At 38.4% G+C, this 17,685-nt stretch carries 14 protein-coding genes and 1 pseudogene; 2 read left to right on the top strand and 13 right to left on the bottom strand.

Annotated elements, in window-relative coordinates:
* Positions 1-26: 26 nt before the first annotated feature.
* The 13 genes and pseudogenes from BN161_RS15570 to BN161_RS15510 form a co-directional block, all read right to left on the bottom strand.
* On the bottom strand, positions 27-983 hold the full coding sequence (locus tag BN161_RS15570) for a glycosyltransferase (protein WP_052356307.1): 957 nt from the start codon (positions 981-983) through the stop codon (positions 27-29).
* The gene (locus tag BN161_RS15565; RefSeq protein WP_044267847.1) at positions 980-2,302 is read right to left on the bottom strand and encodes a CapA family protein; all 1,323 of its coding nucleotides are present in this window, start codon (positions 2,300-2,302) and stop codon (positions 980-982) included. The genes BN161_RS15570 and BN161_RS15565 overlap by 4 nt, the downstream gene beginning before the upstream one ends.
* Before the next feature lie 51 nt (positions 2,303-2,353).
* Positions 2,354-2,983, bottom strand: coding sequence for a NeuD/PglB/VioB family sugar acetyltransferase (locus BN161_RS15560; protein ID WP_044267845.1), 630 nt, complete (start codon positions 2,981-2,983; stop codon positions 2,354-2,356).
* The gene (locus tag BN161_RS15555) at positions 2,980-4,302 is read right to left on the bottom strand and encodes a phenylacetate--CoA ligase family protein (protein WP_125910848.1); all 1,323 of its coding nucleotides are present in this window, start codon (positions 4,300-4,302) and stop codon (positions 2,980-2,982) included. The genes BN161_RS15560 and BN161_RS15555 overlap by 4 nt, the downstream gene beginning before the upstream one ends.
* 38 nt (positions 4,303-4,340) lie before the next feature.
* Positions 4,341-5,429 (bottom strand): DegT/DnrJ/EryC1/StrS family aminotransferase, encoded by a 1,089-nt coding sequence (locus tag BN161_RS15550; protein WP_044267839.1) that lies wholly within the window; start codon positions 5,427-5,429, stop codon positions 4,341-4,343.
* Complete coding sequence (locus BN161_RS15545; RefSeq protein WP_044267837.1) at positions 5,419-6,396, bottom strand: Gfo/Idh/MocA family protein; 978 nt, start codon at positions 6,394-6,396, stop codon at positions 5,419-5,421. Before BN161_RS15545 ends, BN161_RS15550 begins: the two co-directional genes overlap by 11 nt.
* Before the next feature lie 7 nt (positions 6,397-6,403).
* Positions 6,404-7,783, bottom strand: a complete 1,380-nt coding sequence (locus BN161_RS15540) for an NDP-hexose 2,3-dehydratase family protein (protein ID WP_044267835.1) — start codon at positions 7,781-7,783, stop codon at positions 6,404-6,406.
* 4 nt (positions 7,784-7,787) lie between these two features.
* The gene (locus BN161_RS15535; RefSeq protein WP_044267833.1) at positions 7,788-9,233 is read right to left on the bottom strand and encodes a lipopolysaccharide biosynthesis protein; all 1,446 of its coding nucleotides are present in this window, start codon (positions 9,231-9,233) and stop codon (positions 7,788-7,790) included.
* A 30-nt stretch (positions 9,234-9,263) separates the two neighbouring features.
* Positions 9,264-10,466, bottom strand: a complete 1,203-nt coding sequence (locus BN161_RS15530; protein ID WP_044267829.1) for an alpha/beta hydrolase — start codon at positions 10,464-10,466, stop codon at positions 9,264-9,266.
* Between the two features lie 106 nt (positions 10,467-10,572).
* Entirely contained in the window at positions 10,573-11,487 is a 915-nt protein-coding gene (locus BN161_RS15525; RefSeq protein ID WP_044267828.1) for a hypothetical protein, read from the bottom strand.
* A 7-nt stretch (positions 11,488-11,494) separates the two neighbouring features.
* A pseudogene (locus tag BN161_RS15520) lies at positions 11,495-12,942 on the bottom strand (MBOAT family O-acyltransferase).
* 31 nt (positions 12,943-12,973) lie between these two features.
* Entirely contained in the window at positions 12,974-13,462 is a 489-nt protein-coding gene (locus tag BN161_RS15515; protein WP_044267826.1) for a UpxZ family transcription anti-terminator antagonist, read from the bottom strand.
* Between the two features lie 75 nt (positions 13,463-13,537).
* Positions 13,538-14,086, bottom strand: a complete 549-nt coding sequence (locus BN161_RS15510) for a UpxY family transcription antiterminator (protein WP_044267824.1) — start codon at positions 14,084-14,086, stop codon at positions 13,538-13,540.
* Between the two features lie 830 nt (positions 14,087-14,916).
* On the opposite strand from BN161_RS15510, the gene BN161_RS15505 reads away from it, so the two are divergent.
* Positions 14,917-15,261: a hypothetical protein gene (locus BN161_RS15505; RefSeq protein WP_244436515.1), complete on the top strand. Its 345-nt coding sequence runs from the start codon at positions 14,917-14,919 to the stop codon at positions 15,259-15,261.
* A 126-nt stretch (positions 15,262-15,387) separates the two neighbouring features.
* Complete coding sequence (locus BN161_RS15500) at positions 15,388-17,643, top strand: VapE domain-containing protein (RefSeq protein WP_044267820.1); 2,256 nt, start codon at positions 15,388-15,390, stop codon at positions 17,641-17,643.
* Positions 17,644-17,685: the final 42 nt, after the last annotated feature.

Genomic DNA, 17,685 nt, shown 5'->3' with positions numbered 1-17,685 from the left:
TTCATAGTAGTGAAATATGAGTTAGATCAATGTTTATATAAATACCTCAAAACAAATCTCCCACAACCAAACATAGATATAACTCTCAGACATAAAATCTTTGGCTCTTTTTCACGATAAAATCTACGTAAATAACGAGAAATTACATGTTGTTTATATTGCCTTTGTATACATATCCTTACTACATACGAAAAATAACTTTGCTTTATATGATGATAAACACTTTTATTTAATCCAAAATAATCAGCGAAAAAGTATGCGATTTCAAAATAGTTCCTACTAAATCTAATATTTCTTTTACATGAGCTCAAATGAGAGGCCGAATTTTCCAGCATTCGATATACTCCTATTACTTCATCTTCAAAAGCAACTTCATACTTCCCAAAAATATACAACCATAATGGATAATCCCCCATCTTCCACCCCTTTATCTGAGAAAATTTTCGTCGGAATGCTACCGCAATTTCTCGCCGAAACATGGCTGTGAGAGTTGGAATCGCATTTCCTTTAAATATCATCTCATTCAAAGAAGCACGATATTCACCAAATAAATCATCAGCATATTTACATTTTGACTGCAAATAAACTCTGGCTTTCGCATAAACAAGTCCAACATTTTCATTACCTTCCAAAATATCAACCTGCTTTTGAAGCTTCAATGGATCAGTCCAATAATCATCTCCTTCGCATATAGCAATATATTTTCCTGTACATCTAGGCAATTGTATACCACTAAATACCTTGTTCCCTAAAGACCATTGATTTACTTCCTGATAAATAGGTTTTATCAAATCAGGATATTCTCTTTCAAACTTACGAATAATATTAGCCGTATTATCAGTGGAAGCATCATCATGTACTAATATTTCATAACGAAAATTCACTTTTTGAGTAACTATACTTTGTAAACATTCGGAAATATATTGTTCATGATTATATGTTTGGCATAAAACGCTGACCATCATAAATTCATTTTCAATCATATCCTAGAGATTCTTATATATCCAAAATTAGCATTTGCCATTTCAATATTAGTACCAAATTCTATTGACAGGTTTTTAATTTCTTGAATGATTGATAAATCCGAAGTCAACACAGGAAGCCCTTTTAAACCTTTCCTTCCTTCAAGTATAATCTTAATTGGAAATAATCTTACTTCCAAATATTCCAAATCACAACTAATACTAACCATTACACTTCTCCAAACATCCGGTTGAGTGCATAAACCTATTGTATTATTTTTGCTCCGGTTATTCATTATCTCACTAACTCCGGTTACTTGCTCTCTTGTTTTACCATATTTCCAGTAAAATTCTTCAGGTAAGTAATCAACATCCTCATGTTGAAAAATAAAATTTCCTAATCCATAAAATATAACACCCGAATTATACACCTCTATTCCCCGTACAACATGAGGTCCATGACAAACAACGATAGTTGCTCCTGCATCTATACACTTACGAACAAATATTTTAATGAATTCTGGAGGATTTTTTTTACTTCCATCAGCAAATTGATGAGAATGTACACTCAGAATTACAATATCCGATTGACGCTTAGCATCTGCAATCGCAGCAATCGTCCGTTGCAAATCTTTCTCATTAGGGGAAGTATGAACCTTATTTTCTACTCCTTTTCTGAATTCATAAGTTCCAAACTTTAAATTTTCACACCTAGGCAGATAACCTTCTTTTATAGCTTGTTCATGATAACTATTAATGCCAATACTTCTTGATACTTCCAACAATGCTTTATAATGATTTTCACTCAACTCATATACAGCTTGATGCTTCAACGGAGCAACTCCAGGCCGCCCCTGCATATCTTGATTTTGCGGTCCGGCTGCATAGGAGTCATGAAAAGAACTTGTTACTCCAAGCAATGCGATTCTGCCATTTGAAGTCTCAAAAAAAGCCGGTTTACTCGCTTCTGCTAAATTTCTGCCTGTTCCAGCAAAAGGAAGTTCTAAATCAGTCAAATATTTAATAGTTGCCAATAGCCCATTATGACCATAATCCATCGCATGATTATTTGCTGTATTAAATATATTCAATCCCATTCTTTTCAAATCACACAAACAAGCAGGATCAGCCATCGCATACCCACCTCCAGGAAAAGCTTCCGGGTATCCTTCTCTTTTATGAATAGTAGTTTCCAGATTGGCAAATCGACATTCATGTTTATGGAGAAATGTGTACAATTCATCAAAACCCGGATAGGACGAACCAGGTAAACGTTTGCTTATAAAAATGTCACCACATAAAGAGATGGTTATTAACGAGTTCTTATTTTTACCTATCATAATTTCGCACGTATCATTTCTTAATATCTCATGTAATTATCTATAGTTATCTCAATCTATGCATCGAGCCGGATTGCCAGCTACACAAGCATCTGGTTCCACATTTTTTGTTACTACGGCTCCAGCACCAACAATAGCTCCTCTGCCAATATAAGATACTTTACTAGAAATTATGGTTGCACCAGAACCAACAAAAGCATAATCACACATATGTACATTAGCACCCAATACTACATTACTAGCAACAAAACAATGCTTTCCCATTCTACTTCCATGAGTAATTAAATCATTGGAAGAAACTATACTGTCATCACCGATAATCACATCAGGTGAAACTACACTATTTGCGTGAACAACGATTCCACTACCTAACTGAGCATATTTAGAAACTATAGCAGAAGGATGAATAATCGTAGGGACAACGCCTCCTTTATATAAAATTTTGTTATAAAGCGAAGAACGGATTTTATTATCGCCGACACTAATTGCAAATTGCTTACCAGATAGGTCTAAAGAAAAAAGTTCCTCATTACTCCCTATAATTTTGTGACCAAAATAAATCTCCCCAGTTCGTCCTTCCTCATAATGATAAAGCCCAACTACTCGATAACCGCAACTTTCAACTAAATCAATATACACAACCGTATTACACCCGACTCCTAATATATAAATATCTTTCATTTAATCTCCTTATTACAAACCACACATTTTCGTTTTCCGGATCTCTGTACCGGAATTTCTTGTACATATTTGATAGAAATTTTAGCATCTAAACCAAAGTATTCTTTTAACTGAATAACTATTTCTTCCGAGCAACTCAACTTTGACAAATTTCGTAGAACTATTTTCAGACAATATGAATCCGATGTTTCCTGAATAAATTGCCACTGACTTATTTCTGAATAGTTTTTAAGTATTCTAGCCAATACCATTGGAAAAACAGGTTCATTTTTAGTATTATACACTAAATCTAATCTCCTACCATATAATTGTGCAATGTATGGATGATTCGTTTTCTCATCTAATTGCATAATGCAAGTATCGCCATTGTCATATCTAATCAGAGGAAATGCATAATTAAAAAAGTCTGTAATTACAATTCTACCAAGTTCACCATATTCCGCCGGTTCATCACTGTCGAATTTCAGCACTTCCAAAAAGTAGGAAGCTTCATTCAAATAGAAGCGACGAGAAGAATCTCCGACTTGTTGTTGAGCAAGAATCCCGTTTTCTTCATTCGCGTATTGAGATATAATTTTACATCCAATGTATTTTTCCACTAACTCACAAGTAGAATCATATAATGTCTCGCTCGTAGCAATAGCGATCCTTAAATGAGGAAGTTTGTCTAAATGATACTTTTCAACAAATTTAGCTAGTAAATCAAAAGAAGAAGCATATCCCCGTACACATTTAGCCCGTGTACTCTTCAGAGTGTCATATAGTACCTGAAGATTATCCTCATTTAAATTTGAGATATCATAAGGAACAATGTTTTCTTTAAAAGACTGTTTCTTAGTTTTGTTTTGCCATTTTGTCCAAATTCTCAGATGCACCAATTTATCATGTGACTTGAAACCAGCCAAACGTCCGAAATACTTTAATTCGGCAAGTCTTCGGTTGCGCTTCCTTACATCTTGTGGTACAGCAAAAGGAGTTCCTGTCGAACCGGAAGTTCGTTGAATATGATACGCCCCCTTCTGCCAAGGAAGATATACTGGATCAACTCGTATATTATCATAATTATCAATTAATATTGTTTTAGTTACAATCGGAAAATTAGACAAAGATGACGGATTGATATGTTTGTAAAAGGTAGTATGCATAACAGCATGCCGCAAAATATCTGTAAGTAAACGCTCTCTCTCAATATTCCCTTGCTCAGGATGTTCTTGAATCAACCGAATATTTTTATAATGAGAAAGAATACGACCACCTTTCATTATATCTCGCATCCAAAAAGACATTCTTAAAAAAAATGCAAAAAGATCCTGTTTCATATCATTCATGTATTACACCCAAACAGAGCACTACCTCACTAAAAAAATAACGATAATACTTCATTAGCAATTCTTTCAATATCCTCCTTTGCCAAACCATAGTACAAAGGCAAGCAAAGTATTCTTTTCGAAATATCCTCGGAAACAGGCATTTCTACATAGGGAAGTATCTGTGTAAAGGTATTCACCGAAGGATAGAAATAGCGTCTTGGATAAATGCCTTCAGCATTCAACTTCTTCTCAACGGAGAGAAGCGTTGCTTCCGAAGGAAATATCACTGGAAAATAACTATAGTTACAAGCCTCATTGATACGCTGAAACTTCAATTCAGGACATTGAGAAAGTATCTCTTTATACAGCATATACTTTTCTTGACGATCAGCCAGCGCAGACGACAGATAACGTAAATTGGCAATGCCGATAGCCGCATGAACTTCGGTCATTTTTCCATTAGTACCATCATCCACAACATCCTTACGATCATCAAAACCAAAGAAACGCAAGCGCTTCAACTTTTCATGCAATTCATCGTCCAAGGCAAAGCAGGCACCTCCCTCAGCCGTATTCAACATCTTTGTGGCATGAAAGCTCGTAGTGGAAATATCACCGTACTCAAATATTGACCTGCCTTTATAATTCACCCCGACAGCATGCGCAGCATCATAAATCACTCTCAAGTTATGTTTCTTAGCTATAGCATCAATTTGCTCGACTTCGCAGGGATTACCGAAAACATGTACGGGAAGAATTGCACAAGTATGTTCAGTGATCTTTTCCTCAATCTTAGACGGGTCCATATTCAATGTCTCAGGATCAATATCAACAAAGACAGGCGTACAACCCTCCCAAATTATGGAGCTGATTGTAGCGATGAAAGTAAAAGGGGTAGTAATGACCTCACCTTTAAGGCCCAAGGCACGGATAGCCATATGAATGGCAATAGTACCATTGGTCACTGAAACAATATTACGCAAGTGAAGATAATCAGCAACTTCCTTCTCAAAACGTTGTACCAGGGGACCGTTATGCGTCATAATACCACGCTCCCAAATACCCTGCATAAGCTGAGTAACTTCTTCCAACGGTGCCAAAGTAGGCATCGTCACATAGATACTTTTATTTGCCATAACAATATTCTTTTATTTGCCCGATATACCGGGATTGATTCAAATTCTGTATATATTCACCTGAAAACTCCCCTGTATCCAAACAGTGAGCAATATGCGCCAGCATATTTGAGAAATGATCATCAGCAGGTAAGAGAATCTCCTCGCAACGTCCCTGCCTTTCCAAGATTACTTTCGGAGAAAAACCAGCAGGAGCGGTGAACGCACGGGTGGTAGTCAATTTACCAAGACTGCCCCAAATTTCATAGCCGCACTGATAATAATTATCAAAACCGAAAGCAAGCTCTGCAATGACACCTTGGGGACTGTCAAGGTACGCCCCTCCGTACAATTCAACCTCCATATCAGAAGGTTGGTATAAAGAAGCGGAACGCAAACTAAAACTACAATCAGGAAGTATAAACTGCATAGCTTTCAAGGTATAAGCTCCCGCATCAAGCAAAGACCCGCCGCCAAGAGATTTCGAATAGCGGATATTATTCCGATCCTCAAAAGGGGGGAATCCAAAAGAACAGCGGAAACAACGGAGGTCACCCAATTCATGCCTTTCCAAAAGTTCTTTTACCCAAACATGCTGGGAATGAAAACGAAACTGGAAGTTCTCGATCAGAAGCAAATGTTTATCACAGGCAAGTTCAACAAGCTCCCGAACCTCATCATAAGTGCACGACAGAGATTTCTCACTCATCACATGCTTTCCTTTTTCCAAAGCTTTATGGATCCACTCATAGTGTAAGCCTGTCGGAAGCGGAATATATACCAATTCGATATCCTCATTATCCAGCAGCTCTTCATAGCTACCGTAAGCAACACAATGATAAGGGGCAGCTGCAAGTTGGGCTTTGTGAAAATCACGACTGGCAATGCCAGTCAGTTCAAAGCGTTCAGATGACGAAAAGGCGGGAAGAAGGGAGCGGATCGCAATATGGGCACACCCAAGCACACCCACTTTATACTTTTTAATCATTCGGTATTTAAGATAAATAATTTAGAGCCGCTATCAAACTGCGGGACTGAATGTTCAGATAATTATTGAAACGCAAGAACTGATAGATTTGTCCTAAAGTCATCCAGCGATAACGTTCAGGGAGTTCGAGGGGAAAAGAATCATCCACCTCAACAAGCATGTTACGGTTTTGCTCATGATAGAAGCGGCCTCCTTCTTCCGATTGTAAAGTATCGTAAAGCACCTGAGATCCGGAAGACTCAAGCACAAGGTCAAGGAAAGGCGGACGGGCGCTCCGCGAAGAAGGAATATTACCTGTCAGACATTGCACTGTAGGAGCCAATTCCATAACATCAAAGTTACCGCATTCAAGTTTTGCCTGCACCATAAAATGATAAACTCCATTTATCTTTTTGATGATAAAAGCACATATGCCTTGCTGCATCGGCTGAATCAACGGCTGGCACCACGAAGAGACCTCACGGTTAGATATGCTAACTTTCACACCAACCACTTTAAAATATTTTCCATCCTCACGGGATATTTCACCGGGCAATACCCGCCAATCTGTCATTTTCCGGAGAGGAAAAGGATGTACCTTCAAATCATACCGGGACTTTAAAGAAGACAGCCAGGAAAGATGCTCGGATATCGTAGAATGACAGTGATTCGTTACGGAAGAAAGAAGCAAATCCCTACCAAAAACCGACAAACGACTCGTATCATCTGCAAGAGATAAATAGTCGCTGATTTTTAAACCGGAAAGAACGGTACGGGTATCCATATTGACCATATTATCATAACGCATCAACTCTTTTATCTGACCGAGTGTCATCCAGCGGAAATCATCATGCTCCTCAACATCCTCCTCCACTTTTATTATAATATTGCGGTTTCTCTTACGAAGAAACCTTGCTCCCTGTTCGGATTGAAGTTGGTCAAGAATTATCTGGTCAGGGCTCGCATTCACAAAATAATTAAGGTATAGGGGTTGTTTCCCTTTATGAATCTGACTATAATTACTCTTAGTTGCCTGCAAGGTAGGAGAAATCTGCACGCAATTTACATTCCCGGGTTCGATCTTTGCTTGCATCAAAAAATAAAGGACACCATCAAATTCCTTGGTCAAAATCCCCAGATAGCCTACTTCCGGTTGGTTGATTATAGGCTGCGTCCAACTGGAAAGGGAGCCATAGTCTGTCTCTACACGAATCCCTTCAATCGAAAAAAAGCGACCGGAATTATGTCTTAAAGTACCATCTTCATCCTGAGACCAGTGTTCCAGGGAAGAAAAAGGAACAGGAGAGATTGAGACATGGATTGAACGATTACGATTCTCAATCCAAAGACGTATTTCATCCAGCGAATGCAAAGTACCCTGAATGGTTAATAAAGAACGAATTACCATTGTACTATTTTTTTCTGAATAAAGAAAACACTAACTGACGCACTTCTTGATATTCTTGTATAGGTAGTTTCTCTGAGATAAACCAATATAGCCCTATACCAACAATGATTTGAATTATCAAGATTATTATATATGACCATTCCGTAAATGAAACCAGCCAAATACAAAAAGATACAATCAAAGAAATAATTAAAAAAGGAAATATATCACTAATCTGATTTTTGGTAGAATAATCAATCAAATCTGCCGAATAATAACTATTCAAAAAAAAGGAAATAAATGAGACAAAAACTCCTCCCCAAAGCATACATTCAATACCCCAGAAAATCCCGACAAAAATAGTAATAACCGCTATTATCTTTTTTATAATCTCTAATTTCAGATATAAATCTGAGCGCCCCTTCACCTGAAGAATATTTAAATTAATAGCATGTAACGGATAAAGCATACCAGAAAAACAGATAATCTGAAGAAAAGGAACTGCAGGCAACCATTTCTCACCAATCAACAGGATTATTAAAGGTTTAGCTATTGCCGCTAATCCCAACATACAAGCAAATGTTACTATCATAGTTAATTTTATCACTCGTCGATATGCTTCCCTCAATCGTACAGGTTCACTTTGTATAGAACTCAAAACCGGATAACTGACGCGTTGAACTACAGCAGTTAAATTGCTAGAAAATATTAATTTAAATTGTTCTGCCCGCGTATATTGCCCTAATTGATCCGGATCATAAAAACGTCCAATTACTATATAATAAATGTTTTTATAAATCGTATCTATCAAACCTGAAACCAACAATTTAGAGCCAAAACCGAACATTTCTTTGAAACTCTCAATTGAAAATTCCCAAGCAGGACGCCAATGACAATAAAACCACAGGAAAAATGTATTCAGTAATTGCCGAGAAAGCTGTTGACCAACCAAACTCCAAACACCTAATCCGAACAAAGCCATACTTATGCCAACAATTCCACTCACAAGAGAAGATATCAAAGAAGCTTTTGTCTGAACCTTAAAATCTACGTTTATAATAAAAATAGTTCGAGGAATTATTCCCAATGCGTTTATAATCAGTATCCAACTAATTACTCTTGTTACTTCGATTAACACTGGTTCTTTAAAAAAAGAACTGATAGCAGGAGAAACTAAATAAAGAAATATATATAAAATACTACTTACTACCAGATTAAAATAAAAAACGGTGTCATAATCAATCTTCTTTACCGCATTCTTCCGAATCAGAGCATTAGAGAAACCACTGTCAATAATTGAAGTTGATATGGCAATAAAAATTGCAATCATTGCCATTATCCCATATTCTGCAGGTGTCAATAAACGGGCAAGAATAAGCCCGACTAAAAAGGTAATTCCAGAATTGGCAATATTATCTATTAAACTCCAAGTTACGCCACGAACTGTTTTATTTTTCAGTGATTCCGACATCTGATAGATTTATTGACAACTTCATCTTTTCTAATCCACTCGTTTGCGGAAAAAATCATAAGACATAAATATATAGAAAAGTTTTCTAAAGGCCTCCCAATTATGCCCTCCATTTGGAAGAAGCGTGAAAAGATTATCGATTCCATTTTCATTAAGAACATTACTATAATATCTTGGATGCGAGCCTGTTCCTGTATCAGCAGTACCATTACCAATAAAAGCAAAACCTCCATTGCCTGTTCCCAAAACAAAATCCTCAGGTTTGGCTATCCAGCCGTTGAATATTCCTCTCTCCTTGCTGGTCAAAAGCTCATAATTAGGACTTATTCCGGCAACATACTTAAAACGCTCTTTAAATAAGTAACCGTTATAAAGAGCTGTTGTTCCTCCAAGAGAAATACCTGCAATTGCATTATTCTCTTTCTTCACTGATACGACATTTGAATAAGTAGTATTTACATAGTCCATCAAATGTGTCAAATGCTTATGAAAACAATGAAAATCGCAAACTTTTTTTTCCTCACACGTAGAGTCAGGAGACATTATTTGCGGAATAACCACTACCATTTCTGGTATCATTTTTTTAGATACCATATATCCCATAATTTTTCTAATACGCCCCTTATTTAAATCGAGCCATTCTGTATTTTCACCTAGTCCATGATATAAATATAGTACAGGATACTTTTTATCTTCTTTTTCCTCAGGTAACAGAATAGAGCATTGCTTCATTACCTCTCCATCGCCTTCGTATACAAAATCCTCTCGAATTCCATAGTCTGTATAATCTGCAAAGTCTGAAGGTATATCACCATTATTAATAAAAACCTCCTTATTCTTTTCAATAATAAAATCTCTTACAGGTCGAATTTTGTCTATGCCTTCTTGACAAATATTCTTTATTGCTCCCCAGTTAAATCCTGTAAGATTAAAATCATTTGAAGAACGAATATGACTTTTCACATAGTTCGAATAAAGGTAAACCGGAGCTGTTTCATGACCTCTTATCAAACAGGTATCATCAGACAGAGATATCCCTAATGGAATATTTTCCAAAGTGTCTTTTTTAATAACGCGAATCACTTTTTTATTGTCAATTAATGCATCCAAAACTTTTAAAGGGACTTCGTGACGTTGTGCTCCTTGAATCAAATAATAATGGATGTCTCCTTCACAAGTCACAAAACTCCCGTTATCAATTTTAATAGCTGTTTGTTTGTCATTTACAATCATAATTTTCAGTTTTACAAGTTAATACTATTAGGTAGATCACACTTCTGCCATACATTTTTTTTACTCAAGTCCATATTCTTATTTTTTTAAGAATAAATTCATTAAACTAAAATCTAAAAGAGCACTCTTCTACAAAAATTTCTGTAAACTTTCGGGCACCAACGTCAGAAAGGTGATCTGAATCATAGAAGTCTTCCTCAACAAAACGCGAATCTTTCAAATAGTCATAATAAACTAAACCATATTCATGTTGAAGTTCCTGAATACATTCATGCATTTTATTTAATTGCTTCTTATCCAAATTCTCATAATAAGTGGGCCAAGCAGGCATAGTAACCAGAACTAACGAAAGCGAATGTTCCTGACAATAAAATGCTATTTTATTTAAGTATTGCTCATTCTCGTCAAGATAATCCCAATTCTGTTTTGTATGACGACGTACTGCTTGTTCAGCTAAACTCCTATCCCATGAGGCAGGTTTATTTCGTAACGAATAATTCTTCCCCCACCCCAAAGAATCGCAGAGAATATCACTTTGGGATTGAAAAAAACTTCGTAGTTTTCCTGCATATACTGGTAAATGAAATAATTCAAAATTATATTTTGAAAAATCAGAATGATAAGGACAATCCATATATACCTTATAATTTATTCCATTCCACCAATTTTTTGTCCCTTCAAATCCTGGAGAAAAGAGTGTAAAATACGATATGGTCAAAACAACTTGCTTCAAGTTCTTACAGTCAGAAGCATATTGTTCTAATAAGAAGCTATCGTATTTTAAATTTTGTGACACATTTGCTAAATTGAAACCTGAATGTTTCATATAAGAGGGGGAAATTCCAAAATAAGCATGCGAACTTCCCAAAATTAAAGTTTCAACCTCACTTGCATGTTGTTGCATCCATTCATGTTTATATTTAAAGGGGTTAGGAACTTTGCGAACAAGACATTCTCCAATTGCCAGTGATAAACCCACAAGTAAGATCATCACAAATATTAAACGTAAAAAATGTTTCATTTTAAACTCAAAACTGAAAGTAAATAAATGTTTCCTGCTCACCGGCAAAGAGAAGAATAGTCATCACTAAAACATAATATATACTTAATCGACAAACTCTATATTTCAAAATTCCATTAGCAGAAAACTGTAGCCCATGCTGTTTATCACGTTGTACCCATTCCACAATCAACAGTAAAAGAATACATAGTAATGAAAAAAGATGTTTAGAGGATAACATGAAGATATTAACTGAAAAATCAGAGAACATTCTTTCCAAATAATCCCATGCTTGATAAATATTTTCTGCGCGAAAAATAATCCAGCCAATGATAACCCAAAAGAAAGTAAACAACATTTGAAAGCACTCTTTAAATGTAGGCAGTAAATGCCCATTAGCCACCATATTTGTATGTTTTCTATTATTGCCCAAAAACATCAAAGGCAGAAAAAGTATTGCATGATAAGCTCCCCAGACAATAAAAGTCCAATTAGCACCATGCCAAAAACCACTTAATAAGAAAATAATCATTGTATTACGAAAAGCCTTTAATTTAGTACAACGACTCCTCCTAAGGGAATATAAATATAATCACGAAACCAAGTTGTGAGAGAAATATGCCAACGCCGCCAAAATTCGGCAATATCACGCGAGAAATAAGGAAAATTAAAATTACGCATCAGATTTATACCAAACAGACGAGCCGTTCCGATAGCAATATCCGAATAGCCGGAAAAGTCTCCATATATCTGGAAAGTAAAAAAGAGACCTCCCATAAACAGTATAAAACCGTTTTGATGAGAATAATCCGACCAAATCTGATTAACTAATACTGCACAATTATCTGCAATTACCATTTTCTTAAAAAAGCCCCAAAGAATCTGACGGCAACCATCCACTGCATTAGGATAATCAAAAATACGCGGACGATAAAATTGTGGAAGTAAATTCGTTGCTCGTTCAATGGGACCAGCAACTAACTGAGGAAAAAAACTTATAAAAGCGAAAAAAGAAATAATATCCCGACAAGCTTCCAGCTTTTTCTGATAGACATCAATACTATAACTTAATGCTTGAAAAGTGTAAAAGCTAATACCAACAGGTAGAAGAATATCCAAAGTCACCCAATCAATTTCAACACCTAAACCATGAAAAAGATTAGCAAAATTCTCTGCGAAAAAATCATAATATTTGAATACACCTAAAATTGAAAGATTCAAAACGATGTTGCATGCACTTATCAATTTCTGCAAAGAGCGTTTTCTTTCATAATATACAATAAGAAGGCCGCTGATATAACTACACAATGTTGTAAAAGCAATAAGAAGCAGGAAACGCCAATCCCACCAACCATAAAACAAATAGCTAGCTACTACTAAAAATAAATTCTGACACTTTAACCGTTTAAAGACAAACCAGTAAAGTAGAAAAACAACAGGCAAAAAGAGAACAAATTCTAAAGAGTTGAATAGCATATTTTACAGAATAAAATTCATAGATATTTTATCAATTGTCAATGTACTCCCATGGATAAGGATTATCCACCACACTCTGAAACTCTTCGATAGCTTCCTGTTGTTCAGTAGTAAGCGATGCGACATCCCAGGAAGCAATGATAGCACGGCCTTCGTCAGCCAAAGGCTCATCAAACACTTCACCATAGCAGGCAGTGAGCAAACGGAGTTTCAGCAACGAAGCAGGAAGAGCATCAAGAATATCCCAGCAACGATCCAAGACTTCCTGGATATGTTTCTGCTTTTCACCGTGATCAATAAACGAGGCACTATAGCCCATCAGAAGAGCGAGACAAACATTCGCCTGTTCTTCAATGGTAGAACCCTTGGCACCGGAATCATACAAGGCAGTGGTCAGGCGGTAGACTTCACCGTTACGACGGGACAAATCATCGCTATAGATGGGGCTCCCGTCAACACCCAAATACATCAGCTCATGTGCTGCACGTTGAAGGGCAGCTGTTTCTGCAGAAAGAGACATAATTATTTTAATTTATGATTTCAGATTTATGATTCATCAACTGTCAACGATCAATCATTGATTATCAACAGCCGATTATTTTATGACTTCTATAAGGTCCGGATGGATGGTGGCCATGGCTACGGCAATCACACCTTGTATCTCGACAACCACACGGCGGTCGCGGGCACCCTTCACTTTCAGAAAAAGACCCTCCTGCCCCGCAAAGTCACCGCCGGTGACACGGACTTTCGTGCCTTTCGACAGGTTCAGTTCATCAGGCTGGAAATACAGGAGATGGTCGTTATAAGTGCCAGCTACGGCAATGAAGCGTTGCATCTCACTATCCGGGATGATTATCTTCCGTCCGCTGCGGGTATCGGTGATGTATTGCAGATAACTGACCTGAGACTTCACACGTTTTACATCCGAAGGACGGGCATGAACAAAAATCAGGTTGTGGACAACAGGAACCAGAACCCGGACTTTCCTGCCTTTCTTCAAGCTGACCTTGTATTGCATAGGGACAAAACAGCCCAGATTCTCCTTTTCAAGAAGACGCATGGCATCAGGCTCCCGACGGTAGGTGGCACGCATAGCGTACCAGATTTCAGACTCTTTTTCAGTATCTTTTTCCGATTCCATTCTATGTCCTGTTCAGAAAAGGGTGTTCCTTCGGGGCTTTGACACCCTTGCATATACTTGAGTTTCAATCACTTGCGAACACTTTATGTAAGATACGGCAAGTTTCGTGTTCCTCTTGCCTGTTGATTTTCCGTAGCTGTTCATTACCTTAATAAATGGCAGGTAAAAAGCTATAAACGAATGGATTAAGAGAAATAATCGTCTTTTAATCGTTCGATTAATGTGCATAGTCCGGGGGCATATTCGCACTAAGATTCTTTCAACAAAAGGCAGGCGGAAAAAACACAATTTTATTTCAGGGATAACTGGTTATAGATTAGCAATATATCATACTTAAAAGAAAAATAAGCAGCTTTTATTTATCAGAATATTTTGTTGTTTCATTTCTCTGCACTATCTTTGCGCACATTAATCGAACGATTAAAAAACACCCCAATTTAACACAATCATTATTGACACCATCCCTGTTCACCCGCTTCACTCCCCTATCACGTCCATATTGCAGAATCTTCCTTTCAATCTACCGACAGGAGATTTCTCTTTTATAATAATGTACCCGCGTATATATGCGCACAGGCGCGTATTTCCCTATTTTTTCTTTAGACCTTGTTACACACATATTATTAATAATAGGGGGTATCCCCCCTACCCTGTTCGGATCACTGTGTGTAACAACACCTAAAGAAAACATTCACTTTTCCATACGAAAACAGAAGATATTTCCATTATAAGCGTTAATTTTGCTTTCGTATTTCAAACTAACAATAAATTACTAACTTTTAAAATTGTGGTTTTATGGATAAAAAAACACAATCCTGAGTATTGAACTCATGAAGAAGGATGGCTATGACATTCAGGTAGAGAGAACTGAATACAGGATCAACATCCTGTTAGTTGAAAATGAAGCGTTTGACGGGCGAATGATCGTCAAAGCCGGGGAAAGGGAAGAGTTCCTGACCCCGTGGGTACGGAAACTTATCGGGCAGAAAAAGGAGGCGGGACTGAAAGGGACCAAGCACCTGGCGAGATTACTGAACCGCAGTACAGTCTTCGAGAAAGACAAAAACGAAAAAGGATTCATATCCGTAGAAAGCCTTAACACTGAAATCATTAAACTAAGAAAGGCACTGCTGAACGAGCAAAAGGAAGACGGAAAAAGGAAGAAACAGAAATAGAACCGGACGCTTCTGCAAAATTGTGGTTTTTGCGCCTTTTCCTCATGAAAAGGCGCAATCACATTTAAAATATTATCCATTACTTCGCAACGCCATAAGGCAGACTAAAACAATTAAGAATTAGAAATGGAAAATATTCCGGTTACCGCATACAGCGGATTCAGCAACGTCAGGGGAGAAATTACTCTCCGCAAAGTGATTGAGGACATTACAAAAGGATTGCATGCAAAGCTCGTGCTTAAAATCAGGCTGCTCGTCAGCCAGGGAAAGATAGAGGAGGCGAACCATGTGAAGAAGCAGTTGCCATTCTATACCGTAACGGCAGGGTATAGGGAGAAAAGGCAGGCATACAGCATTACAAGGCACACCCATACCATTGTACTGGACATTGACGACCAGCCCGGGGAGAAGCTGGAAGAGTTGAGGGAGAAAATAAATAAAGATCCCAATACATTGGGCAGTTTCCTCACTCCAAAGGGGCATGGATTCAAAGTCTTCGTATTCCTGCGTACACAATATGCACGGACCCTGAGGGAAATATTCTCTGTTGGAAAAATGGACTTCGCAACCCTGGAGAAGTATCACAGGATGATGTATGACGCCTGCAAGGAATACTACGAGCAGCTGTTGGAAGTAGAAGTAGACGGAAGCGGAAAAGACATTTCAAGGGGATTCTTCACCTCTTTCGATGAGAAGGCGTATCTGAACGAGGAACTGATGAAAGAGGTGGACGAGGCGCTGACCGACATCATTCCGCCGGAAAAGCCGCAAGCCGGTAGAAGGAAGAGTGATGGAGTGATGAGTGGTAAGGTGATAAGTGATAAGGTGATAGATAATAAGGCGGTGGGTGATAAAAAGCCGGAGGCCGGCAAAGTGGAAGCTGAGCCGTGGGAAAGGATGGAGTTCGGCAAGGCAGTGCTCGCAGTGAAGAGGACATCGAGGTTTGAATCCGGAAACAGGGACAACTTCCTATTCGCACTGGGAAACAAATGCTATGCCAAAGGACTGGACGAAAAGGTGGTAGTCAGACTGGTACAGGAGAAATTCGGACCGGAGGAAAAGGGAATTGATATGGCCACGCCCCTGCACAATGCTTATGTATACACGGACAAGACCTACGAAGCACTCGGGCGGAAGGAAGAGAAAACAGATACCATCGACCAGCTGCTGGAATTCCTGAAGACGCATTATGACATACGAAGAAACGTGATACTGGACCGGCTGGAATATCTAAACCTAAACGAAAAGGATGAGAAATGGAAAGGAAAGTTCCGCCCCATGAGAACAAGAAGCTACAATTCAATATTCCTGGACCTGCAACTGACAAGAATCAAATGCTTCAGAAATTATCTGCAGGCAATCATTGATTCATCGTATGCAAGGGAGTTCAATCCATTCACAGCCTACATAGAGAAGCTGAGACCATGGGACGGAGTGAAAGACTACATCGGGGAACTGGCGGATACGGTGCAGACTGAAGACCAGGAATTCTGGAGGAAGAGTTTCAGAAGGTGGTTCGTGGGAATGCTGGCAGGAGCATTGCAGGACGACACGGTGAACCATCTGGTCATCATACTATACTCCGAGCAGGGAAAGGGAAAGAGTACATGGATACGAAGACTGTTGCCACCGGAATGGAAAGAGTATTACAGAAACGGAATGGTGGGATCGGAAAAAACAGATCACCAGATACTGCTAAGTACGCACCTGATCATCAACATGGAGGAATTCGAAGGCGTCAGAATGGAAGAACTGGCGGGTCTCAAGCGGATCATCACACAGGAAAGCATCACCGAGAGAAAGGCCTATGACTTACAGGCATATAACTTCACGCGTCATGCATCGTTCATTGCAAGCACAAACAGCCGCCAATGCCTGCAGGACATAGGGGGAAACAGGAGATTCCTGCCCTCTTCAGTCATTACGCTGGATTATAGAACACCGGTCAATTACGAGGGGATATACGCGCAGGCTTACGCATTGATGAAGGAAGGATACCAGTATTGGTACGAGGGAGAAGAAATTGACGAGCTTAACCGGCACAATGAGCTGCACAGGATGAAGGACCCCGTGGAAGAAAACCTGTTCATATACTTCCGAAAGCCGGAAACGGAGGATCTATGCGTGAAGTGGATACCGGCCGCAGCCATACTAACCAAAATAGCGATCTACGGCAAAATACAGGTGAACAGGCAAACCATACAGACCTTGGCGCTATCACTGGAAAAATACGGATTCAGGACGAGAAAGAACGAACAGGGAAGCACGGAATATCAGGTGGTGGACTTGACGGAAGATGAAGTAAGAAAAGGATTCAGAAAAAAAGGACAGGACGGGAAGACGGAAGAAGGCGATAAAGCCGAGGGGGGATTACCGTTTTAGGGATTTCGGATAGAATCCACGGGAAGAAGATTCCACCGGGTA

It is taken from the genome of Bacteroides timonensis (assembly GCF_000513195.1).
In the GTDB taxonomy this organism is placed as follows: domain Bacteria; phylum Bacteroidota; class Bacteroidia; order Bacteroidales; family Bacteroidaceae; genus Bacteroides; species Bacteroides timonensis.
This window is presented reverse-complemented; position numbering and strand designations above follow the sequence as displayed.